This is a genomic window from Actinomadura sp. NTSP31 (assembly GCF_041951385.1).
Lineage (GTDB): Bacteria > Actinomycetota > Actinomycetes > Streptosporangiales > Streptosporangiaceae > Spirillospora > Spirillospora napierensis.
Genome location: NZ_JBGNUT010000008.1, coordinates 108282 through 126921 on the forward strand (window position 1 = coordinate 108282; position 18640 = coordinate 126921).

Sequence of the window (18640 nt, forward strand, 5' to 3'; positions counted from 1 at the left end):
GGTTCTCGGGCCCCGCCCCCAGCGTCGAGCCCCGAAGAGCAGGCCGTGACATCCCGACAGAACCGCAACCACCGCGACCGCGCGGACCGCGGCATCCCCGAAGCCACCGTCGCGCGCCTCCCGGTGTACCTGCGAGCCCTCACCGGCCTGCAGGAACGGGGTGTGGCGACCGTCTCGTCCGAGGAGCTGGCCGCGGCGGCCGGGGTGAACTCCGCCAAGCTCCGCAAAGACCTGTCCCACTTGGGCTCCTACGGCACCCGGGGCGTCGGCTACGAGGTCGAGTACCTCGTCTACCAGATCTCGCGTGAGCTCGGTCTCACCCAGGATTGGGTGGTCGCCATCATCGGTGTCGGTAACCTGGGCCGTGCATTGGCCGGTTATGGCGGATTCGCGTCCCGCGGATTCCGGGTGGCCGGCCTGCTCGACGCCGACGAGGCGATCGTCGGCCAGGAGATCTCCGGCATGACCGTGGAGCACACCGACCGGCTCGAGGACGTGATCGCCGATCACGGCGTGTCCATCGCCGTGATCGCGACCCCGGCGGCCGCCGCCCAGGGGGTGTGCGACCGCGTCGTGGCCGCGGGCGTGACGAGCGTGCTGAACTTCGCGCCCGTCGTGCTGTCGGTGCCCGAAGGGGTGGACGTGCGGAAGGTCGACCTGTCCATCGAGCTGCAGATCCTCGCGTTCCACGAACAGCGCAAGGCCGGGGGGCCCGGCGACTACGCCCCCCTGGCGAGTGGCGACGCCCCTCCCGGCGCCACGCAGTACGTAGAGGCGGTTGAAGCATGAGTGTGTTGGTGGTGGGGCTCAGTCACCGGAGCGCGCCCGTGCCCGTGCTGGAGCGGGCGGCGGTCGGCGGGGACGACCTGGCCAAGCTGCTGCACGCGGTGCACGAGTCCGCGAACGTCGCCGAGACGGCGATCGTGTCGACGTGCAACCGGGTCGAGATCTACGCGGTCGTCGACAAGTTCCACGGCGGCGTCTCGGCGATCTCCGAGCTGCTGGCGCTGCACTCCGGCGTCCCGCTGGACGAGCTGTCCCGGCACCTGTACGTGCACTACGAGGAGCGGGCCGTCCAGCACGTGTTCGCGGTGGCGTGCGGGCTGGAGTCGATGGTGGTCGGCGAGGGCCAGATCCTCGGCCAGCTCCGCCAGGCGTTCCGGCTCGGCCAGGACGAGGGGACGCTCGGCCGCGACCTGCACGACGTGCTGCAGCAGGCGCTGCGGGTCGGCAAGCGCGCGCACGCCGAGACCGGCATCGACCAGGCGGGCGCGTCGCTGGTCAGCGTGGGCCTGGAGGTCGCCGCGCGGCACCTCGGCCCGCTGGCCGGGGTCCGGGCGCTGGTCGTCGGCGCCGGGTCGATGAGCTCGCTGGCGGCGGCGACGCTGAGCCGGGCCGGGGCCCGCGAGGTCGTGGTCGCCAACCGCACGCACGCCAACGCCGTCCGGCTGGCCGAGTCGCTGGACGTGCCCGCCCGCGCGGTCGAGCTGACCGCGCTGGACGCGGCGCTCGCCGAGGCCGACCTGGTGGTGTCGTGCACGGGCGCGACGGGCCTGGTGCTGACGGCGGCGCAGGTGACCGCGCAGGGCGTCGGATCGGACGGCCGCGACCGGTTCTTCCTCGACCTCGCGCTCCCGCACGACGTGGACCCGGCCGTCGGCGCGCTGCCCGGCGTCCGGCTCGCCGGGCTGGACGAGCTGCGCACCGCGCAGGAGGCGGCGCGGGCGATCGGCCCGGAGGCCGTCGAGGCGGTCCGGCGGATCGTCCGCGACGAGGTCGAGGCGTTCCTCAGCGCCGCCCGCGCCGCGGCGGTCGCGCCGACCGTGGTCGCGCTGCGCACCAAGGCCGCCGCGGTGGTCGAGTCGGAGCTGACCAGGCTCGCGGGCCGGCTGCCCGAGCTGGACGAGCGGGCCGTCCGGGAGATCCAGCAGACCGTCCGGCGGGTCGCCGACAAGCTGCTGCACGCGCCGACCGTCCGGGTGAAGGAGCTGGCGGCGGCGCCGGGCGGCGACTCCTACGCCGACGCGCTGCGCCGCCTTTTCGACCTGGACCCGAAGGCGCCGGTGGCGGTGGCGCGCGCCGACATGAGCGCGGACGCCGACGACGCGGAGCCGCCGGCCGGGAGCGCCTCGGCCCCCTGGAGCGGTTCCGCCCGTACGGTGGTGGAAGGGGCGCGGGTCGCGGACGCGGCGAAAGCCGAAGAGGTCGCCCGGGTGACGCAGGTGGACTGCGCCGAGGCCGACTGCGTGAGCAGCGGCCCCGCGGACGCCGCGCCGGGCGTGCGGGCGGGCACCGTGAAGACCGGCACCGTGAAGACCGGGACCGTGAAGACCGGCACAGTGAAGACGGGCACCGCGGACGCCGTGAGCGCGGGCACCGTGAACGCGCAGGCGGCGGGCGTCCGGGCGGTCAGCGCCCGGGACGGCGCGCCGCGCGGCGAGGGAGAGCAGACGTGAACGCGGGTGACCGGGTGGCCGCCCGCCCCGCCGAGGGTGGGAGCAGGCCAGTGAGCGGAGCAGCGCATTGAGTACCGCAGGCAGGGGCCCGCTGCGGCTCGGCACCCGCAGGAGCCTGATGGCGACGACGCAGTCGCAGCAGGTCGCGGACGCATTGACGGAGCGCACGGGGCATGCCGTCGAGCTGGTCGGGGTAACGACCGAAGGTGATGTCTCCAAGGCGCTGCTCGCCCAGATCGGCGGGACGGGTGTCTTCGTCAACGCGCTGCGCGACAGGCTGCTGGCCGGTGAGGTGGACTTCGCCGTGCACTCGCTGAAGGACCTGCCGACCGGGTCCGCCGACGGGATCGCGCTCGCCGCGACCCCGCCGCGCGACGACCCGCGCGACGCGCTGTGCGGCCCCTGCAAGCTGGCCGACCTGCCGCGCGGCGCCCGCGTCGGCACCGGGTCGCCGCGCCGCGTCGCGCAGCTGCGCGCGATGCGCCCGGACCTGGACGTCGTGGCGATCCGCGGCAACGCCGACACCCGGCTGCGCAAGGTCGCCGACGGCGAGCTGGACGCGGTGGTGCTCGCGCACGCGGGCCTGCGCCGGATCGGCCGGCTGGACGCGGTCGCCGAGGTCTTCGACCCCGACCAGATGCTGCCGGCGCCCGGGCAGGGGTCGCTCGCGCTCGAATGCCGCGCCGACCGGGCCGACCTGCGCGCCCTGCTTGGAACGGTCGACGACCCGGTGACCAGGGCCTGCGTCACCGCGGAGCGGACGGTGCTGGCCGTCCTGGAGGGCGGTTGCTCCGCGCCCGTGGGAACATACGCTGCCGAAGTAGAAGAAGAACTGCATCTGACCGCCGCCGTCGCCGCGATCGACGGCGGCCGGCAGATCAGGCTGTCCGCAAGCGGCCACCCGGACGACGCGGAACGGCTGGGGCGCGATCTCGCGCACCGGCTGCTCGCGCAGGGGGCCGACCAGTTGATGGGGGAGCGCGATTGAGCCCCGCTAGCCAGAGCCCCGCCCGCCCGGGGGGCGCCGCCGGATCGACCACGGCCGGCCGGCCGAGCCGGACCGCCGACCCGGGCACGGTCGCGATCGTCGGCATGGGCCCGGGCGACCCGGGCCTGCTGACGCTGCGCGCCGCGGCCGAGCTGGAGCGCGCCGACACCGTCGTGGTCAGCCGCGCGCACTGCCCCGCCGACGTCCTCGCGCACTGCCGCGCGGACGTGGAGATCCTCGACACCGCCGAGGGCGATCCGGTGAAGCTCGCGTCGCGCGCCGCCAAGGCGGGCCGCCGCGTCGTCCGGCTGTTCCCCGGCGACCCCGGCGTCGTCTGCGGGCTGGCCAAGGAGGGCGCCGCGCTGCACAAGGCCGGGGTGCCGTTCGAGGTCGTCCCCGGCGTGTCCGCGGTGACCGGTGTGCCCGGCTATGCGGGCATCCCGCTGACCGACCCGGAGCACCGCGAGTTCCGGTTCGTCGACGCCTCCGACGGCGGCGTGGACTGGGAGCGGTTCGCCGGCTCCGACGCCACGCTCGTCGTCTTCGGCGCCGAGGGAGCGGTCGCGGAGGTCGCCAAGGGGCTGGTCGCGGCCGGCCGCGCCGACTCCACGCCCGCCGCCATGACCAGCCTCGGCACCACCACCGAGCAGGAGACCGTCGTCTCCACCCTGCAGAGGCTGGCCGCCGACACCAAGGGCATGGAGGCCCCCGCGATGATCATCGTGGGGGACGTGGTGTCCTGGCGCGACCAGCTGTCCTGGTTCGAGACCAAGCCGCTGTTCGGCTGGCGGGTGCTGGTGCCGCGCACCAAGGAGCAGGCCGCGTCGCTGTCGGACCAGCTCCGCGGGTACGGGGCCGTCCCCGACGAGGTCCCGACGATCTCCGTCGAGCCGCCGCGCACCCCGCAGCAGATGGACCGTGCCGTCAAGGGCCTCGTCACCGGCCGCTACGAGTGGGTGGTGTTCACCTCCACCAACGCGGTCAAGGCCGTCCGGGAGAAGTTCGTCGCCTACGGGCTGGACGCCCGCGCGTTCGCCGGGCTGAAGGTCGCCGCCGTCGGCGAGCAGACCGCCGCCGCGCTCGTGGAGTTCGGCATCCACCCCGACCTGACCCCGACCGGGCAGCAGTCCAGCGAGGGCCTCGCCGAGGTGTGGCCGCCCTACGACGAGGACCTGGACCCGATCAACCGGGTGCTGCTGCCGCGCGCCGACATCGCCACCGACACCCTCATCGCCAAGCTCACCGAGCTCGGCTGGGAGTGCGAGGACGTCACCGCCTACCGGACCGTCCGGGCCGCGCCGCCGCCCGCCCCGATCCGCGAGGCGATCAAGGGCGGCGGGTTCGACGCGGTGCTGTTCACCTCGTCGTCCACGGTGAAGAACCTGATCGGCATCGCCGGCAAGCCGCACAACGTCACGGTGATCGCGGTGATCGGCCCGCAGACCGCCAAGACCGCCGAGGAGTACGGGCTGCGCGTCGACGTGATGGCGGACAAACCGTCGGTATCGGCGCTCGCCGAGGCGCTCGCGGAGTACGGTGCCAAGCGGCGGGCGGCCCAGGTCGAGGCCGGCGATCCGCTGCGCAAGCCCAGCCAGATGCGCCGGGGAGCCCGGCGCCGCAAGTAACGCCTGCCCACCGGTGCCCGGCGCGCCGGGCACCGGGAAAGAAGGATCATGTCTGCTCAGTTCCCCGTCGCGCGGCCGCGGCGGCTGCGGCGCACGCCCGCGCTGCGCCGGATGGTCGCCGAGACCCGGCTCGCCCCCGCCGACCTGGTGCTGCCGATGTTCGTCAAGGAGGGCATCACCGAGCCGCAGCCGGTCGCCTCCATGCCGGGCGTCGTGCAGCACACCCGCGACAGCCTGCGCAAGGCCGCGCACGAGGCCGCCGAGGCCGGCGTCGGCGGCATCATCCTGTTCGGGATCCCCGCGGTGAAGGACGGCACCGGCACGGCCGCCGACGACCCCGCCGGCATCGTCCAGCTGGCCCTGCGCGACCTGGCGTCCGACCTCGGCGACGCCACCGTGGTCATGACGGACCTGTGCCTGGACGAGTACACCGACCACGGGCACTGCGGCATCCTCACCGCCGGCGGCGAGATCGACAACGACGCGACGCTGGAGCGGTACGCGTCCATCGCGGTCGCGCAGGCCGCCGCCGGGTCCCAGGTGGTCGGCCCGTCCGGGATGATGGACGGCCAGGTCGGCGTGATCCGCGAGGCCCTCGACCAGGCCGGCTACACCGACATCGCGATCATGGGGTACTCGGTGAAGTACTCCTCGGCCTACTACGGCCCGTTCCGCGACGCCGCCGAGTGCGCCCCCCAGTTCGGCGACCGCTCCACCCATCAGCAGGACCCGGCCAACGCCGACGAGTCGCTCCGCGAGGTCTTCCTCGACCTCGACGAGGGCGCCGACATGGTGATGGTGAAGCCCGCGGGGGCCTACCTCGACATCGTCCGCCGCGTCCGCGACGCCGTGGACGTCCCGGTGGTCGCCTACCAGGTCAGCGGCGAGTACGCGATGATCGAGGCCGCCGCCGAGAAGGGCTGGATCGACCGCGACCGCACCATCATGGAGTCGCTGGTGTCGATCCGCCGCGCCGGCGCCGACATCACCCTCACCTACTGGGCCACCGAGGTGGCGAAGAAGCTCCGCTGACCCGGGGGACGCCGCCGCCCGGCGGCGCGGCGCGGTGGAAAAGCTCCAGTGATCATGGAGACGTAGTCACTTGGGGCCGTTTTGGCGGGGGCGCCGTGTCTGACGTGCGGGGGCGCGGGCATCATCGTCTATCAAGAACCCACGTTCGACCTTGGGTATTGGGGGGCGGAGATGCTGGCGGTCTCGGGGAACAGGCGGCAACGGGCGGCGCGCGACCGGATGGCCTCGGCCGCCCAGGAGTACGCCGCGATGGGCTGGCCCTGCTTTCCGGGGGCGCATCCGCCCGCCGCCGGCGACCGGTCCTGCTCGTGCGACCGGATCGGCTGTCCCGACCCGGCGGCGCATCCGGTGTCGGCGGCGTGGGCGCACCAGGCCTCGGTCGACCCGGACCGGATCCGGCGCTGGTGGGCGGAGCGCCCGGAGGCCAACATCATCCTGCCGACCGGCCGGGTGTTCGACGTGTTCGACGTCCCGGCCGCCGCGGGCGCCGCGGCGCTCGACCGGATCGGCCGCGAGGGCCTGCCGGTCGGTCCCGTCGCGAACCTGGGGGACGAGCGGCACCTGTTCTTCGTCGCGACGCGCGGCGCCCCCGCCGACGAGGACGAGTGGTGGTCGTGCAACCTCGACACCTCGCCGGAGACCGTGGCCGAGACGCCCGGGATGCGGTGGCACTGCCGCGACAGCTACGTGGTCGCCCCGCCGTCGGTGCCGGCGTCCGGCAAGGAGACCGGATGGCTGCGGCCGCCGCAGGGCCAGCCGCTGCCCGACCCGCTGCGGCTCCTGGAAGTCCTCGCCGACAGCTGCGACTGACGGCCGCGCCGCCGGCCACGGCCGCGCCGCCGGCCGCGTGCGGCCGGCGGCGGCGGATCAGCGCGGGGCCTTGATCGCCTTGCGGCCCCAGCCGGAGTAGGACGTCGTGATGATCTGGTTGCGGCCCTTCGCCGGCCCGGCCCGCAGCCAGAGCTTGACCGGGCGGTCGGAGCCGTCCAGCTTGAGCGCGAAGCTGATCTGCTGGACGCCGGTGGCGCGCGCCATCTCCGCGTACAGCGCGCCCGACCCGGGCCGCTGCGCGAGCTTGGCGACCGGCGCCTCGCCCTTGTAGACCCCGCCCGACCTGCTCAGCGGCCCGGCCGCCGCCAGCAGCGACGTCACCGCCGACACCGAGCTGCCGCGCCGCACCTGCTCGGCCAGCGCCGGGTAGCCGCGGGTTCCGGCCGGCGCGGGCCGCCACTTCTTGCCCGCCGCCACGTACACCCGGTCGCCGACGACCACGGCCTGCACCCGCTTGCGCGTCTTGCCGGTGCCCCACATCTTCATGGCGTACGCGGGCTCGGCGCCCTTGACCAGCCCGAAGTCGCCCTGCGCCGCGGAGGGCGCGCCGCAGCAGCCCGTCCGGCGGTAGCTGAACCGGGCGCCGGGCGCCTCGTTCGTCGCCTGGGTGATGCGCGCGGCGAGCGGCGCCGGGTCGACGCCGCCGGGCGGCAGGGACGGCTGGGGCGTGCTGCTCTGCGCGGGCGACGGGGTCGGCGGCGGGCCGTCGTCGCCGCCGGAGTTCACGAAGAAGACGCCGCCCGCGACCGCGCCCGCGACGACCACCGCGGCGACGCCGCCGGCGATCCACCGCGAAGAACCGGAGTCGCGCGCCGGCTGCTGGCCCGTGGCGATGACCTGGTAGCGGCCGCTGCTGCGGGCCGCCTTGGGCTTCGGCGGCTCGGGCTGCAGCGCGGCCTGCGCCGCCAGCTCGGTGAGCCGGCCCCGGCCCTGCGCCTCCCAGGACGGCCCGTACGCCGAGACGGCCGCGTCCTCGACTGCGCCGAGGTAGTCCGCGGCGGACTTCGGGCGCTGGTCCGGGTCCTTGGCGAGGCCCTGGTCGATCAGCTGCCGCAGCGGCCCGGGGACCTCCTCGGCGGGGATCGGGGCCTCGCGGTGCAGCCGCGCCATGTTGCGCCCCGCGAACGGCGGGTGCCCGGTGAGGCACTCGAAGAAGATCGCGGTGGCCGCGTACAGGTCGGTCGCGACGGTCGCGGGCGCCCCGTCCCACAGCTCCGGCGCGGCGTAGGCGGGCGCGAGCTGCGCCTCGGTGCCCGCCGGGGCCGTCGCGAAGTCCGTGAGCCGGGCGTTGCCCTCCGCGTCCACCAGGACGGCGGACGGGCGGACGGCGCCGTGCACGACCTCGAGGGCGTGCGCGGCGGCCAGCCCGAGCAGAGTCCCGCCGAGCAGCGACAGGGCCGCCAGGGGCCCTGTGGGGCCCTGTGCGGCCAGCACCCGGCGCAGCCCGACGCCGTCGACGTACTGCATGACGACCGCGGCGCCCTCGGGGGCCTCCACGAAGTCGTAGAAGTCCGCGACGTTCGGGTCCTCCAGCTGGGACAGCGTGCGCGCGGACGCGCGGAAGCGCGCCATGAAGGCCTCGTCGGCGCGCAGCCCGCCGGCGAGGTACTTGATCGCGACCTTCGTGCTGGTCATGTCGTCGACCGCCAGCACCACCCGGCCCGCGGCGCCGTCGCCCAGTTCCCGCTCATGGGTGAAGCCCGGGACCGTCCAGCCGTCAACCACGTTGAAAGCCATCCCTCCGATACGGCGGACGCCGGTGAAGATAACGGGCGCCTCCCGACCGGGCGCCGATGTCGTACTTGGTGGAATATCGGCCCGTACCCGGCGAGGTCAAGCGCAGTCGCCGAACTGCAACTGAGAGACTGGAAACGTGACTGTAACCGATCGCTCCCAGCAGTTGTTCGAGCGTGCCGAGGGGCTCGTCCCCGGCGGCGTGAACTCGCCGGTCCGCGCCTTCGGTGCGGTCGGCGGGACGCCCCGCTTCATCGCGTCGGCGCGCGGCCCCTATCTGACCGACGTGGACGGCAACGAGTACGTCGACCTGGTGTGCTCGTGGGGCCCGCTGATCCTCGGGCACGCCCACCCGGACGTGGTGGCGGCGGTGCGCGAGGCGGCGGGGCGCGGCACGTCCTACGGGGCGCCGACACCCGGCGAGGTCGAGCTGGCCGAGGAGATCGTGGCGCGGGCGCCGGTGGAGAAGGTCCGGCTGGTCAACTCGGGGACCGAGGCGACGATGTCGGCGATCCGGCTGGCGCGCGGCTTCACCTCCCGCCCGAAGATCGTGAAGTTCGCGGGCTGCTACCACGGGCACGTCGACTCGCTGCTGGCGGCGGCCGGGTCGGGCGTGGCGACGTTCGCGCTGCCCGACACCCCCGGCGTGACCGGCGCGACGACCGCGGACACGATCGTGCTGCCCTACAACGACGTCGCGGCCGTGGAACTGGCCTTCGACGAGCACGGCCACGAGATCGCCTGTGTGATCGCCGAGGCGGTGCCGTGCAACATGGGCGTCGTGCCGCCGCTGAACGGCTTCAACGCGCTGCTGAAGCGGCTGTGCGAGCGCTACGGGGCGCTCCTCGTGCTGGACGAGGTGCTCACCGGGTTCCGGGCGTCGCGGTCCGGCTGGTTCGGGATCGAGGGCGTCGCCGCCGACCTGGTGACGTTCGGCAAGGTGATGGGCGGCGGGCTGCCCGCCGCCGCGTTCGGCGGCCGCGCCGAGATCATGGACCGGCTCGCGCCCGCCGGGCCCGTCTACCAGGCGGGCACCCTGTCGGGGAACCCGCTCGCGACGGCCGCCGGGCTGGCGACGCTGCGCGGCGCGACCGGCGAGGTGTACGCGGCGATCGACCGGGCCGCCGGGATCGTGTCGCGGGCCGCGTCGGAGGCGCTGGCGAAGGAGGGCGTCCCGCACTCGCTGCAGAACGCCGGCAACCTGTTCTCGATCTTCTTCACTGACGGGGCGGTCGGCGACTTCGCCGCCGCGCAGCGGCAGAACGTCAAGGCGTACGGGGCGTTCTTCCACGCCGCGCTCGACCGCGGCGTCTACCTTCCGGCGTCGGCGTACGAGGTCTGGTTCCTGTCGGCCGCCCACGACGACGAGGCGATCGGCCGGATCCTGGACGTCCTCCCGCACGCCGCACGCGCCGCCGCCCAGGCGTCCTGACCCTTCGGTGAACTGCGGCGAGCCGTCGTTACGGTGGGCCCCATAACGACGACTCGCCGCAAGCGACCCTGTTCAGAGAGTCAGGGCGCGGAAGGCGCGCATGGCTTCGGCGACCGACTCGGGTCGGGGCGCGTGCAGGGGTGCGCGGACCGCGGGGTCGTCGATCAAGCCGATGTCGGCCAGGCACGCCTTCAGCACGGACGGGGACGGCTCGCCGAACAGCGCCCGCGCCAGCGGGAAGAGCGCGTTGTGCAGCGCCAGCCCGCGCGCGGCGTTCCCGTGACGGACCGCTTCCGCCATCGCCGCGTAGGGCTTCGGCGCCAGGCACGCGGACGCGGCGACGCCACCGGACGCGCCGAGCTGCAGCATCGGGTAGATGTAGGCGTCGTCGCCGCACAGGACCGCCTTGCCCGGCTCCGCCGCCAGCATCTCCAGGGTGTCCTGGTCGATGGCGCCAGCGCAGTGCTTGATCCCCGCGACGCAGTCGAGCCCGAGGAGCCGGACGAGCGTCTCCCCGGACAGCGCCTTCCCCGTCCGGTACGGGACGTTGTAGGCGATCAGCGGGACGTCCACGGCGGCGCCGACCGCCGCGAAGTGGTCGATGACGCCGTCGTCGGACGGCCGCAGGTAGTACGGGACGACGACGAGCAGCGCGTCGGCGAGCGGCGCCCGCTCGCGGGCCTCCCGGATCGTGTCCGCGGTGCCCATCGTCCCGGCGCCGACGATCAGCGGCGTCCCGTGCTCGATCGAGACGGCGCGGCACACCTCCAGGACCGTCCGCCGCTCCTCGGCGGTCAGCAGCGCGGCCTCGCCGGTGGTGCCGAGCGCGACGAGACCGGCGGCGCCGTGGCCGAGGCAGTGGGCGGCGAGCCGTTCGAGGGACTTGGCGTCCACGTCGCCGGAGCGGGTGAACGGGGTCACCAGGGCCGCGCTGATTCCGTGCATGGGTGTCACCTCGTCTGGACGGGCTCCGCCGGAGGAGCCACCTGGACGGGCATGCGGGACGCGCGGGACCGCAGCCGCACGCTGCCCGCCGCGACCCCGCAGATGATGAGCGCGGCCCCGGCGAGGCGCGTCCCGTCGACGTGCTCGCCGAGCACCAGCGCGGCCGACAGCAGGCCGAACGGCGGGACGAGCAGCGAGTACATGGCGACCGTGCCGGCCTCGTAGCGGCGCATCAGCCAGCCCCACACGCCGAATCCGACGAGCGTCGACACGTAGGCGATGTACGCCAGCGAGCCCACCCCGGCGACGGACAGGTGGTGCGCCGCGTCCGGCACCGCCCCCGGCCCCTCGAAGATCAGCGAGAGGGCGAACAGCGGGACGGGCGGGACGAGCGACATCCACACCATGAACCCGAACGCGTCGACGGGCTCGGCCGCGGTCTGGTTCATCCGCCGCATCGCGACGTTCGCCAGCCCCCAGCTCGCCGCCCCGCCGACGCACAGCAGGAACGCGCCGACCGGGCTCCCGCCCTCTCCACGGGCGACGCCGAGCAGCGCGACCCCCGCGAACGCGACGGCCATCCCGGCGATCTGCCGGGCGCCGAGCCGCTCGCGCAGCAGCACCCCGGCGAACAGCGCGGTGAAGATCGCCTGGACCTGGAGCACCACCGACGACAGCCCCGCGGGCATCCCCAGCCGCATGCCGATGAACAGCAGCGCGAACTGCCCGACGCCCAGCGGAATGCCGACCAGCCACAGCCAGCGGACCGCGACCGGCGGGCGGCGGACGAGGAAGACCGCGGGCAGCGCGGCGGCGGTGAACCGCAGCGCGGCGAGCAGCAGCGGCGGGAAGTCCTCCAGCGCCACCTTGATCGGCACGAAGTTGAATCCCCAGAGCGCGGCGATCAGGGTGGCCAGCAGGATGTGGCGCGGTCTCATGCCCCGATCGTCGCCCGCCGCTTATTTTAGGACAAGCTAGAATCTGTCGACTTCTCGCTTTAGAATTGCTACATGCTCGATCTCGAACGGCTGCGGGCCCTGCACTCCGTCGCCACCTACGGCTCGGTCAGCGCCGCCGCCGACGTCCTGCACGTCACCACGTCCGCCGTCTCCCAGCAGCTCGCCAAGCTGGAGCGGGAGACCGGCCAGAAGCTGCTCGAGCGCAACGGCCGCGGCGTCCGGCTCACCGACGCCGCCGAGCTGCTCGTCGGGCACGCGGAGAGGATCCTCTCCCTGGTCGAGCAGGCCCAGGCCGACCTGGAGGCGCACCGCGGCTCGGTCGTCGGGCAGCTGACGCTCGCCGCGTTCCCCACCGCCGTCCGCGGGCTGATGCCGCAGGCGCTGCGGCTGCTGCGCGCCGAGCACCCCGACCTGCGCGTCCTGGTCCGCGAGGAGGACCCGCTGCACAGCATGCCGCTGGTGCTGCGCGGCGACCTCGACATGGCCGTCGTGCAGGACTGGAGCAACGAGCCGCTGCCGCTGCCCGAGGGCCTGCACAAGGGCGCCATCTGCGAGGACGTCGCCGACGTCGCGCTGCCCGCCGAGCACCCGCTGGCCGGCCGCGGCAGCGTCGACCTGAAGGAGCTGGCCGGCGACCCGTGGATCAGCTCCGTGCCCGACAGCATCTGCTGCGACTGGCTCCTGCGCACCCTGCGCGCCGTCGACAGCGAGCCCCGCATCGAGCACATGGCCTACGAGTTCGCGACGCAGCTCGCGCTCGTCGCCGGCGGGCTCGGCAACGCGATCCTGCCCCGCCTCGGCCGCTGCGACGTGCCGCCGGACGTCGCGGTCGTCCCGCTCGCCGAGCCGCTGACCCGCCGCGTGTACGCGGTCTGGCGGGAGGAGGCCGCGCGCCGCCCGGCGATCCGCGCCGCCGTGACCGCGCTGCGCGCCGGCGTCCCCGAGTCCGCGCAGCGGGCCGCCTGACGCTCTCACCTTCATCCGGGACGGTTCGCCGCGCCGCGCCCGATTCGGTACCTTCTTCGCGATCTTGGTAGGAGGTCGCGATGAGCGGGTGGCGGGTCGAGGGATACGCCGAGGTGCGGGAGCTGGGCGCGGGCGCGCAGGGACGCGTCGTGCTCGCCCGCCACGAGCCGTCCGGCACCCCCGTCGCGATCAAGTACCTCAACGCGTCCGCGCGCGAGGACGAGCGGGAGCGGCTCCGCCACGAGGCCCGGATGCTGGGGCGGGCCGAAAGCCCGCACGTCGCCCGCCTCTTCCACCTCGTCGAGGGCCCCGACGGCGCCGCGATCATCATGGAGGCCGTCGACGGCGTCTCCCTCAAGGAGCTCCTCGCCCGGCACGGCGCGCTCGGCCCCGAGGCGGCGCTGTCGGTGCTGAAGGGCTCGCTGCTGGGCCTCGCCGCCGCCCACGCCCTCGGCGTCGTGCACCGCGACTACAAGCCCGCGAACGTCGTCGTCCCGGCGGACGGGCGCAGCCGGCTGGTCGACTTCGGCATCGCGGCCCCGGCCGGTCAGGAGGCCGGCGGCGCCGGAACCCCGTACTACATGGCGCCCGAGCAGTGGGACCGGCACACCGCCACGCCCGCGTCCGACGTGTACTCCGCGACCTGCGTGTTCGTCGAGTGCGTCACCGGGCGGCGGCCGTTCACCGGGAACCGCGCCGAGCTGATGCGGGCCCACCTCACCGGCGCCGTGCCGGTCGACGCCGTCCCGGAGCCGCTGCGCGCCCTCGCCGCGCGGGGCATGGCGAAGGACCCCGCCGACCGCCCGCCGAGCGCCGCCGCGTTCGTCGACGACCTGGAGCGGACCGCCCGCGAGGCGTACGGGCCGGACTGGGAGTCGCACGGGATCCGGGCGCTCGCCGCGTCCGCCGCCGCGCTCGCCGCCCTGTTCCCGCTCGCCGCCTTGCTGATGCCGGGCGCCGCCGGCACCGCGGCCGGATCCGCGGCCGGATCCGCCGCGGCGCACGGGGCCGGCCAAGCCGCGGGCCACGCCGCAGGAAAGGTCGCCGGGACGAGCGCGATCAAGGCGTTCTTCGGGAGCGCGGGCGGCATCGCCACGGCCGCCGCCGGAACGGCCGTGGTCGTCGGCGCCGGCGCCATCGCCGTCCAGCAGTTCACCGGCGACGACCCGGCGCCGCGCCCCACGATCACCCGGCCCGTCGCCACCGTCGCGTCCGTCCGGGACTGCCCCACCACCGACGCGCTCGGCAACAAGACCACGCCGTCGCCCGGCCCCGCGCAGGTCCGCCTCCCCGAGCAGGTCAAGCTGCCGAAGGACGCGGCCGTCTACAGCCTCGGCCAGGGCCGCCGCCTGATCGGCCCGGCCGCGACGGGATGCTCCGGATCGATGGGCGCGAACGCCGGCTACACCACGATCGGCGACTCGAAGACGCTCCGGATAACGCAGAACTGGCAGGGATCCGTCGGCAACATCGCCGACCAGGTCTGCATGTACTTCCCGGACTCCCCGGAGGCCGCGAAGGCGAAGCGGAACTTCGGCCCCTGCACGTCCGCCGTCCACGACCGGCAGGACGTCCCGACGGGGGCGCCGGCGCTCCGCCTGGCGCTGGCGACCGAGCAGCCGACCGAGCCGCCGCCACCGTCGCCGTACGTGATGGTGACCCTCGTCACGATGGGGTCCAACGGGCTGCCCTCGCCCGTCACCTGCCTGGCGCCCGCCGCGCGGGCCGACATGTGCGACGCCGCGCTCACCTACTGGTTCGTCCAGGCGACGAACGGCACGAAGATCACGAAAGCCGACCTCGACCGGGTCGCCGCGCGCATCACCGCCTACGTCCGGTCCGTGGCCGGGCGCTGAAGCAGCGTGGGCGGATCGGGGCGATGGGCCGCGGCCGATGTAGGCGGCCCGTCTAGGTAGCCTAACGAGCGATGAGTGACACGACGATCGTTCACCTGCTGCGGCACGGTGAGGTGCACAATCCCGAAGGCGTCCTGTACGGCCGGCTGCCCGGCTACAGGCTCAGCGAGGACGGCGTCCTCATGGCCAAGGCCGCCGCGAAGTGGTTCGCCGACCGGGACGTCACCGCGCTGTTCTCCTCGCCGATGCAGCGGGCCCTGGAGACCGCCGCGCCGCTGGCCGACTCGTTCGACCTGCCCGTGACGGTGGACGATCGGCTGATCGAGGCCGAGAACCACTTCGAGGGGCTGACCTTCGGGGTGGGGCCCGGTTCGCTGCGCCGGCCCGAGCACTGGCGCTACCTGGTGAACCCGTTCCGGCCGTCGTGGGGCGAGCCGTACCGGCAGATGGCGGCGCGGATGCGCGCGGCGGTGGTCCGGGCGCGGGAGGCGGCGCGCGGCCACGAGGCGGTGTGCGTCAGCCACCAGCTGCCGATCTGGATCCTGCGGCTGCACGCCGAGCACCGCCGGCTCTGGCACCACCCGAACCGGCGGGAGTGCGGGCTGGCCAGCGTGACCAGCCTCACGTTCGAGGGCAGCCGGCTCGTGGAGGTCGGCTACCAGGAGCCCGCCGGCGGGATCGCGAAGGGCCCCAGTGTCGCGGGTGCCTGACGGCACCGCTAAGTTGAGTACTACGTCCTGTAGTAGTAGGAGGGTCCCGTTGAGCCCCCGAATCCCCCACGCGCGCGCCGCCGCCGCTGCCGTCGCGCTCTGCGGGCTGCTGGCCGGCTGCGCGGGAACCGGTTCGGCCAAGAGCGGCCCGGACGGCAACGACAACCGCTTCATCTCGGGCGACGGCAACGTCACCGAGTACCAGCCGGGGCAGCGCAAGAGCCTGCAAGAGGTCACCGGGCAGACGCTCGACGGGCGGTCGTTCAAGCTCGACTCGCTCAAGGGCAAGGTCGCGGTCGTCAACTTCTGGGCGTCGTGGTGCGCGCCCTGCCGCGGCGAGGCGCCGTCGCTGGAGCAGATCTACACCGCGAACAAGGCCAAGGGCGTGGAGTTCCTCGGCGTCAACTTCAAGGACTCCAAGGACAACGCCAAGGCGTTCGAGCGCAAGTTCAAGGTCACCTACCCGAGCGTGTTCGACGGGGACGGCCAGGTCACGCTCGCTTTCCGCGAGGTGCCGCCGAGCGCGATCCCCAGCACCCTCGTCCTGGACCGGCAGGGCAGGATCGCCGCGCGGGTCATCGGCGCGACCACCTACTCCAAGCTGAACTCGCTGGTCGCGAAGGTGCTCGCGGAAAAATGAGCGCGGCGCGGTGAACGTTGACGAGACGGTGACGAGCGGGTCGCTGGCGGCGGCGGCGCCGCTGGCGGCGCTGGCCGGGCTCGTCTCGTTCCTGTCGCCGTGCGTGCTGCCGCTCGTCCCCGGCTACCTGTCGTACGTGACGGGCATGACGGGCGCGGACCTCGCCGAGCAGCGCCGCGGCCGGCTGCTGTCCGGCGTGCTGCTGTTCGTCGCCGGCTTCACCCTGGTGTTCGTCAGCTACGGCGTGGCCTTCGGCGGGCTCGGCCGGTGGCTGCTGGAGTACCAGGACCAGATCACCCGGGTGCTCGGCGCCGTCACGATCGTCTTCGGGCTGGCGTTCATGGGCCTGGTCCCGGGGTTGCAGCGGACGATGAAGTCGGGCCGGCTGCCGTCGGCGGGCCTCGCCGGGGCGCCGCTGCTCGGCGCCCTGTTCGCGCTCGGCTGGACACCGTGCATCGGGCCGACGCTCGGCGCCGTCCAGTCGCTGGCGATCAGCGAGGCCAGCGCCACCCGCGGCGCGCTGCTGTCGCTGGCGTACTGCGCCGGCCTCGGCGTGCCGTTCGTGGTGACGGCGGTCGCCTACCGCCGCGCGCTCGGCGCGTTCGGGGCGGTGAAGCGCCACTACCCCCTCGTCATGCGGATCGGCGGGGGGATGCTCGTCCTCATCGGGGTGCTGCTGGTGAGCGGCCTGTGGGGCGACCTGAACATCGAGCTGAAGTCGTGGATCAGCGGCTTCGAGCCGGTTCTCTGATGCCGACGGATCGGCAGAGGCATTGATATGAGCGACATCAAGGACATCGAAACGGGCACGCAGGCGCCCGCCGCGCGGCAGGCCCCCGAGGAGGTGCCGCGGCCGAGGGGCATCGGCCCGCTGGGCTGGCTGCGGTGGGGCTGGCGGCAGCTCACCACCATGCGCACGGCGCTGATCCTGCTGTTCCTGGTGGCGCTGGGGAGCGTGCCCGGGTCCGCGCTGCCGCAGCGGGGGCAGGCGCCGGAGAAGGTCGCCGCGTACCTGTCCGACCACAAGACGCTCGGCCCGTTCTTCGACAAGCTGTCGCTGTTCGACGTGTTCTCCGCGCCGTGGTTCGCGGCGATCTACATCCTGCTGTTCGTGTCGCTGGCGGGCTGCGTGATCCCGCGCGCGGTCAAGCACTTCCAGTCGATGCGGGCCCGCCCGCCGGCGGCGCCGCGCAACCTGGGGCGGCTGCCGCAGTCGGTGACGTACGAGACCGACGGCGCGCCGGACGACGTCCTCGCCGAGGCGCGGAAGGTGCTGCGCGGCCGGCGGTTCCGGGTGGACGTGTCGGACGGCGCCGCGTCCGCCGAGAAGGGCTACCTGGGGGAGACCGGCAACCTGGTCTTCCACCTGGCGCTGCTCGGGCTGCTCTTCGCGCTCGGCGCGGGCAACCTGTTCGGCTACCGGGGCAGCGTGCTGATCACCGAGGGCAAGACGTTCGCCAACTCGCTCGGCCAGTACGACGAGTTCACCCCGGGGCGGCTGTTCGACGACGGCGACCTCGCCCCGTTCACCGTCAGCCTCGACGACTTCAAGGCCGAGTACGAGGTGAAGGGCGACAAGCGCGGGCAGGCCACCGCGTTCGACGCCTGGATCCACTACCGGGACCGGCCGTCCGGCAAGGACGAGAAGTACGACCTGCGGCTCAACCATCCGCTGAAGGTCGGCGGCGCGAAGGTGTACCTGCTCGGCCACGGGTACGCGCCGAAGTTCACCGTGAAGGACGCCAAGGGCGACGTCGCCTTCCAGGACACCGTCCCGTTCCTGGCGATGGAGCCGCGCAACCTGACGTCCGAGGGCGTCATCAAGGTCCCGGACGCCGAGCCCGACCAGCTCGCCTTCTACGCGATCCTGTGGCCGACGGCGGTCGCCAGCGAGGACGGCAAGCAGATCGTCTCGGCGTTCCCCGGCGCGCTGCGCCCGGTCATCACCCTGTCCTCGTTCAAGGGCGACCTCGGCCTGGACTCCGGCACCCCGCAGTCGGTGTACAAGCTGGAGGGCATCGGCAAGACCCTCCAGCCGATCAAGGGCGGGGAGAAGCTGCTGGAGCCGGGGGAGACGTTCAAGCTCCCGGGCAACGCGGGCTCGATCACCTTCGACGGGATGGCCGAGTACGCGACCCTGTCGGTCAACCACGACCCCGGGCGCATCCCCGCGCTGATCGCGGCGGTGCTCGCGGTGCTGGGCGTGGCGACCTCGTTCCTCGTCCGGCGGCGCAGGGTGTGGGTCCGTGCGAGCGCCGGGACGGGCGGGCGTACGGTGGTGGAGGTCGGCGGGCTCACGCTCGGGAACCCGACCTCGGAGTTCGACGAGATCGTGACCGCCCTGCGCGGCCCGGACGGCGCGGACGCCACCGGGCGGGACGGCACCGAGCCAGAACAGAACGGGTCCGAAGCGGAACCCGGCGCCGATCGGGGTTCCGGGTCGGCAACCGAACCGAAGGAGTGACC

The 18640-nt window shown here is 74.0% G+C and carries 15 protein-coding genes and 1 pseudogene; 13 read left to right on the forward strand and 3 right to left on the reverse strand.

Annotated features, from left to right (window positions below; all coding sequences use genetic code 11):
* Positions 1–45: 45 nt before the first annotated feature.
* The 6 genes and pseudogenes from ACA514_RS15790 (at position 46) to ACA514_RS15815 (ending at position 6911) form a co-directional block, all read left to right on the forward strand.
* The gene (locus ACA514_RS15790; RefSeq protein ID WP_344271257.1) at positions 46–789 is read left to right on the forward strand and encodes a redox-sensing transcriptional repressor Rex; all 744 of its coding nucleotides are present in this window, start codon (positions 46–48) and stop codon (positions 787–789) included.
* Positions 786–2099: pseudogene (locus tag ACA514_RS15795) on the forward strand (glutamyl-tRNA reductase); the annotation flags it as partial. The gene ACA514_RS15790 and the pseudogene ACA514_RS15795, both read left to right, overlap by 4 nt.
* A gap of 475 nt (positions 2100–2574) precedes the next feature.
* Positions 2575–3444, forward strand: coding sequence for a hydroxymethylbilane synthase (gene hemC / locus ACA514_RS15800; RefSeq protein ID WP_375041872.1), 870 nt, complete (start codon positions 2575–2577; stop codon positions 3442–3444).
* On the forward strand, positions 3441–5069 hold the full coding sequence (locus ACA514_RS15805; protein ID WP_375041874.1) for a uroporphyrinogen-III synthase: 1629 nt from the start codon (positions 3441–3443) through the stop codon (positions 5067–5069). Before hemC ends, ACA514_RS15805 begins: the two co-directional genes overlap by 4 nt.
* Positions 5070–5117: 48 nt before the next feature.
* Positions 5118–6101, forward strand: a complete 984-nt coding sequence (hemB, locus tag ACA514_RS15810) for a porphobilinogen synthase (protein ID WP_375041875.1) — start codon at positions 5118–5120, stop codon at positions 6099–6101.
* 171 nt (positions 6102–6272) lie between these two features.
* Positions 6273–6911, forward strand: a complete 639-nt coding sequence (locus ACA514_RS15815; protein WP_375041876.1) for a bifunctional DNA primase/polymerase — start codon at positions 6273–6275, stop codon at positions 6909–6911.
* 57 nt (positions 6912–6968) lie between these two features.
* Here the strand turns inward: ACA514_RS15815 and ACA514_RS15820 are convergent, their stop codons facing one another.
* Positions 6969–8669 (reverse strand): serine/threonine-protein kinase, encoded by a 1701-nt coding sequence (locus ACA514_RS15820; protein ID WP_375041877.1) that lies wholly within the window; start codon positions 8667–8669, stop codon positions 6969–6971.
* 136 nt (positions 8670–8805) lie between these two features.
* Between ACA514_RS15820 and hemL the strand changes: the two genes are divergently transcribed.
* Positions 8806–10098, forward strand: coding sequence for a glutamate-1-semialdehyde 2,1-aminomutase (gene hemL / locus ACA514_RS15825; protein ID WP_375041878.1), 1293 nt, complete (start codon positions 8806–8808; stop codon positions 10096–10098).
* A 72-nt stretch (positions 10099–10170) separates the two neighbouring features.
* Here hemL and ACA514_RS15830 read toward each other — a convergent pair whose 3' ends face one another.
* Both ACA514_RS15830 and ACA514_RS15835 read right to left on the reverse strand, forming a co-directional pair.
* Positions 10171–11043: a 4-hydroxy-tetrahydrodipicolinate synthase family protein gene (locus tag ACA514_RS15830; protein ID WP_375041879.1), complete on the reverse strand. Its 873-nt coding sequence runs from the start codon at positions 11041–11043 to the stop codon at positions 10171–10173.
* Between the two features lie 5 nt (positions 11044–11048).
* Entirely contained in the window at positions 11049–11981 is a 933-nt protein-coding gene (locus ACA514_RS15835) for an EamA family transporter (RefSeq protein WP_375041880.1), read from the reverse strand.
* A 72-nt stretch (positions 11982–12053) separates the two neighbouring features.
* On the opposite strand from ACA514_RS15835, the gene ACA514_RS15840 reads away from it, so the two are divergent.
* The 6 genes from ACA514_RS15840 to ACA514_RS15865 all read left to right on the forward strand — a co-directional run bounded on the left by ACA514_RS15840 (position 12054) and on the right by ACA514_RS15865 (position 18638).
* Entirely contained in the window at positions 12054–12968 is a 915-nt protein-coding gene (locus ACA514_RS15840) for a LysR substrate-binding domain-containing protein (RefSeq protein ID WP_375041881.1), read from the forward strand.
* An 80-nt stretch (positions 12969–13048) separates the two neighbouring features.
* Positions 13049–14824 (forward strand): serine/threonine-protein kinase, encoded by a 1776-nt coding sequence (locus tag ACA514_RS15845; RefSeq protein ID WP_375041882.1) that lies wholly within the window; start codon positions 13049–13051, stop codon positions 14822–14824.
* Between the two features lie 71 nt (positions 14825–14895).
* The gene (locus tag ACA514_RS15850; protein WP_375041883.1) at positions 14896–15534 is read left to right on the forward strand and encodes a histidine phosphatase family protein; all 639 of its coding nucleotides are present in this window, start codon (positions 14896–14898) and stop codon (positions 15532–15534) included.
* Between the two features lie 49 nt (positions 15535–15583).
* Entirely contained in the window at positions 15584–16174 is a 591-nt protein-coding gene (locus tag ACA514_RS15855) for a TlpA family protein disulfide reductase (protein WP_375041884.1), read from the forward strand.
* 10 nt (positions 16175–16184) lie between these two features.
* A complete protein-coding gene (locus ACA514_RS15860) occupies positions 16185–16925 on the forward strand; it encodes a cytochrome c biogenesis CcdA family protein (RefSeq protein WP_375041885.1) in 741 nt (246 codons plus the stop codon).
* 27 nt (positions 16926–16952) lie between these two features.
* Positions 16953–18638, forward strand: a complete 1686-nt coding sequence (locus ACA514_RS15865) for a cytochrome c biogenesis protein ResB (protein WP_375041886.1) — start codon at positions 16953–16955, stop codon at positions 18636–18638.
* Positions 18639–18640: the final 2 nt, after the last annotated feature.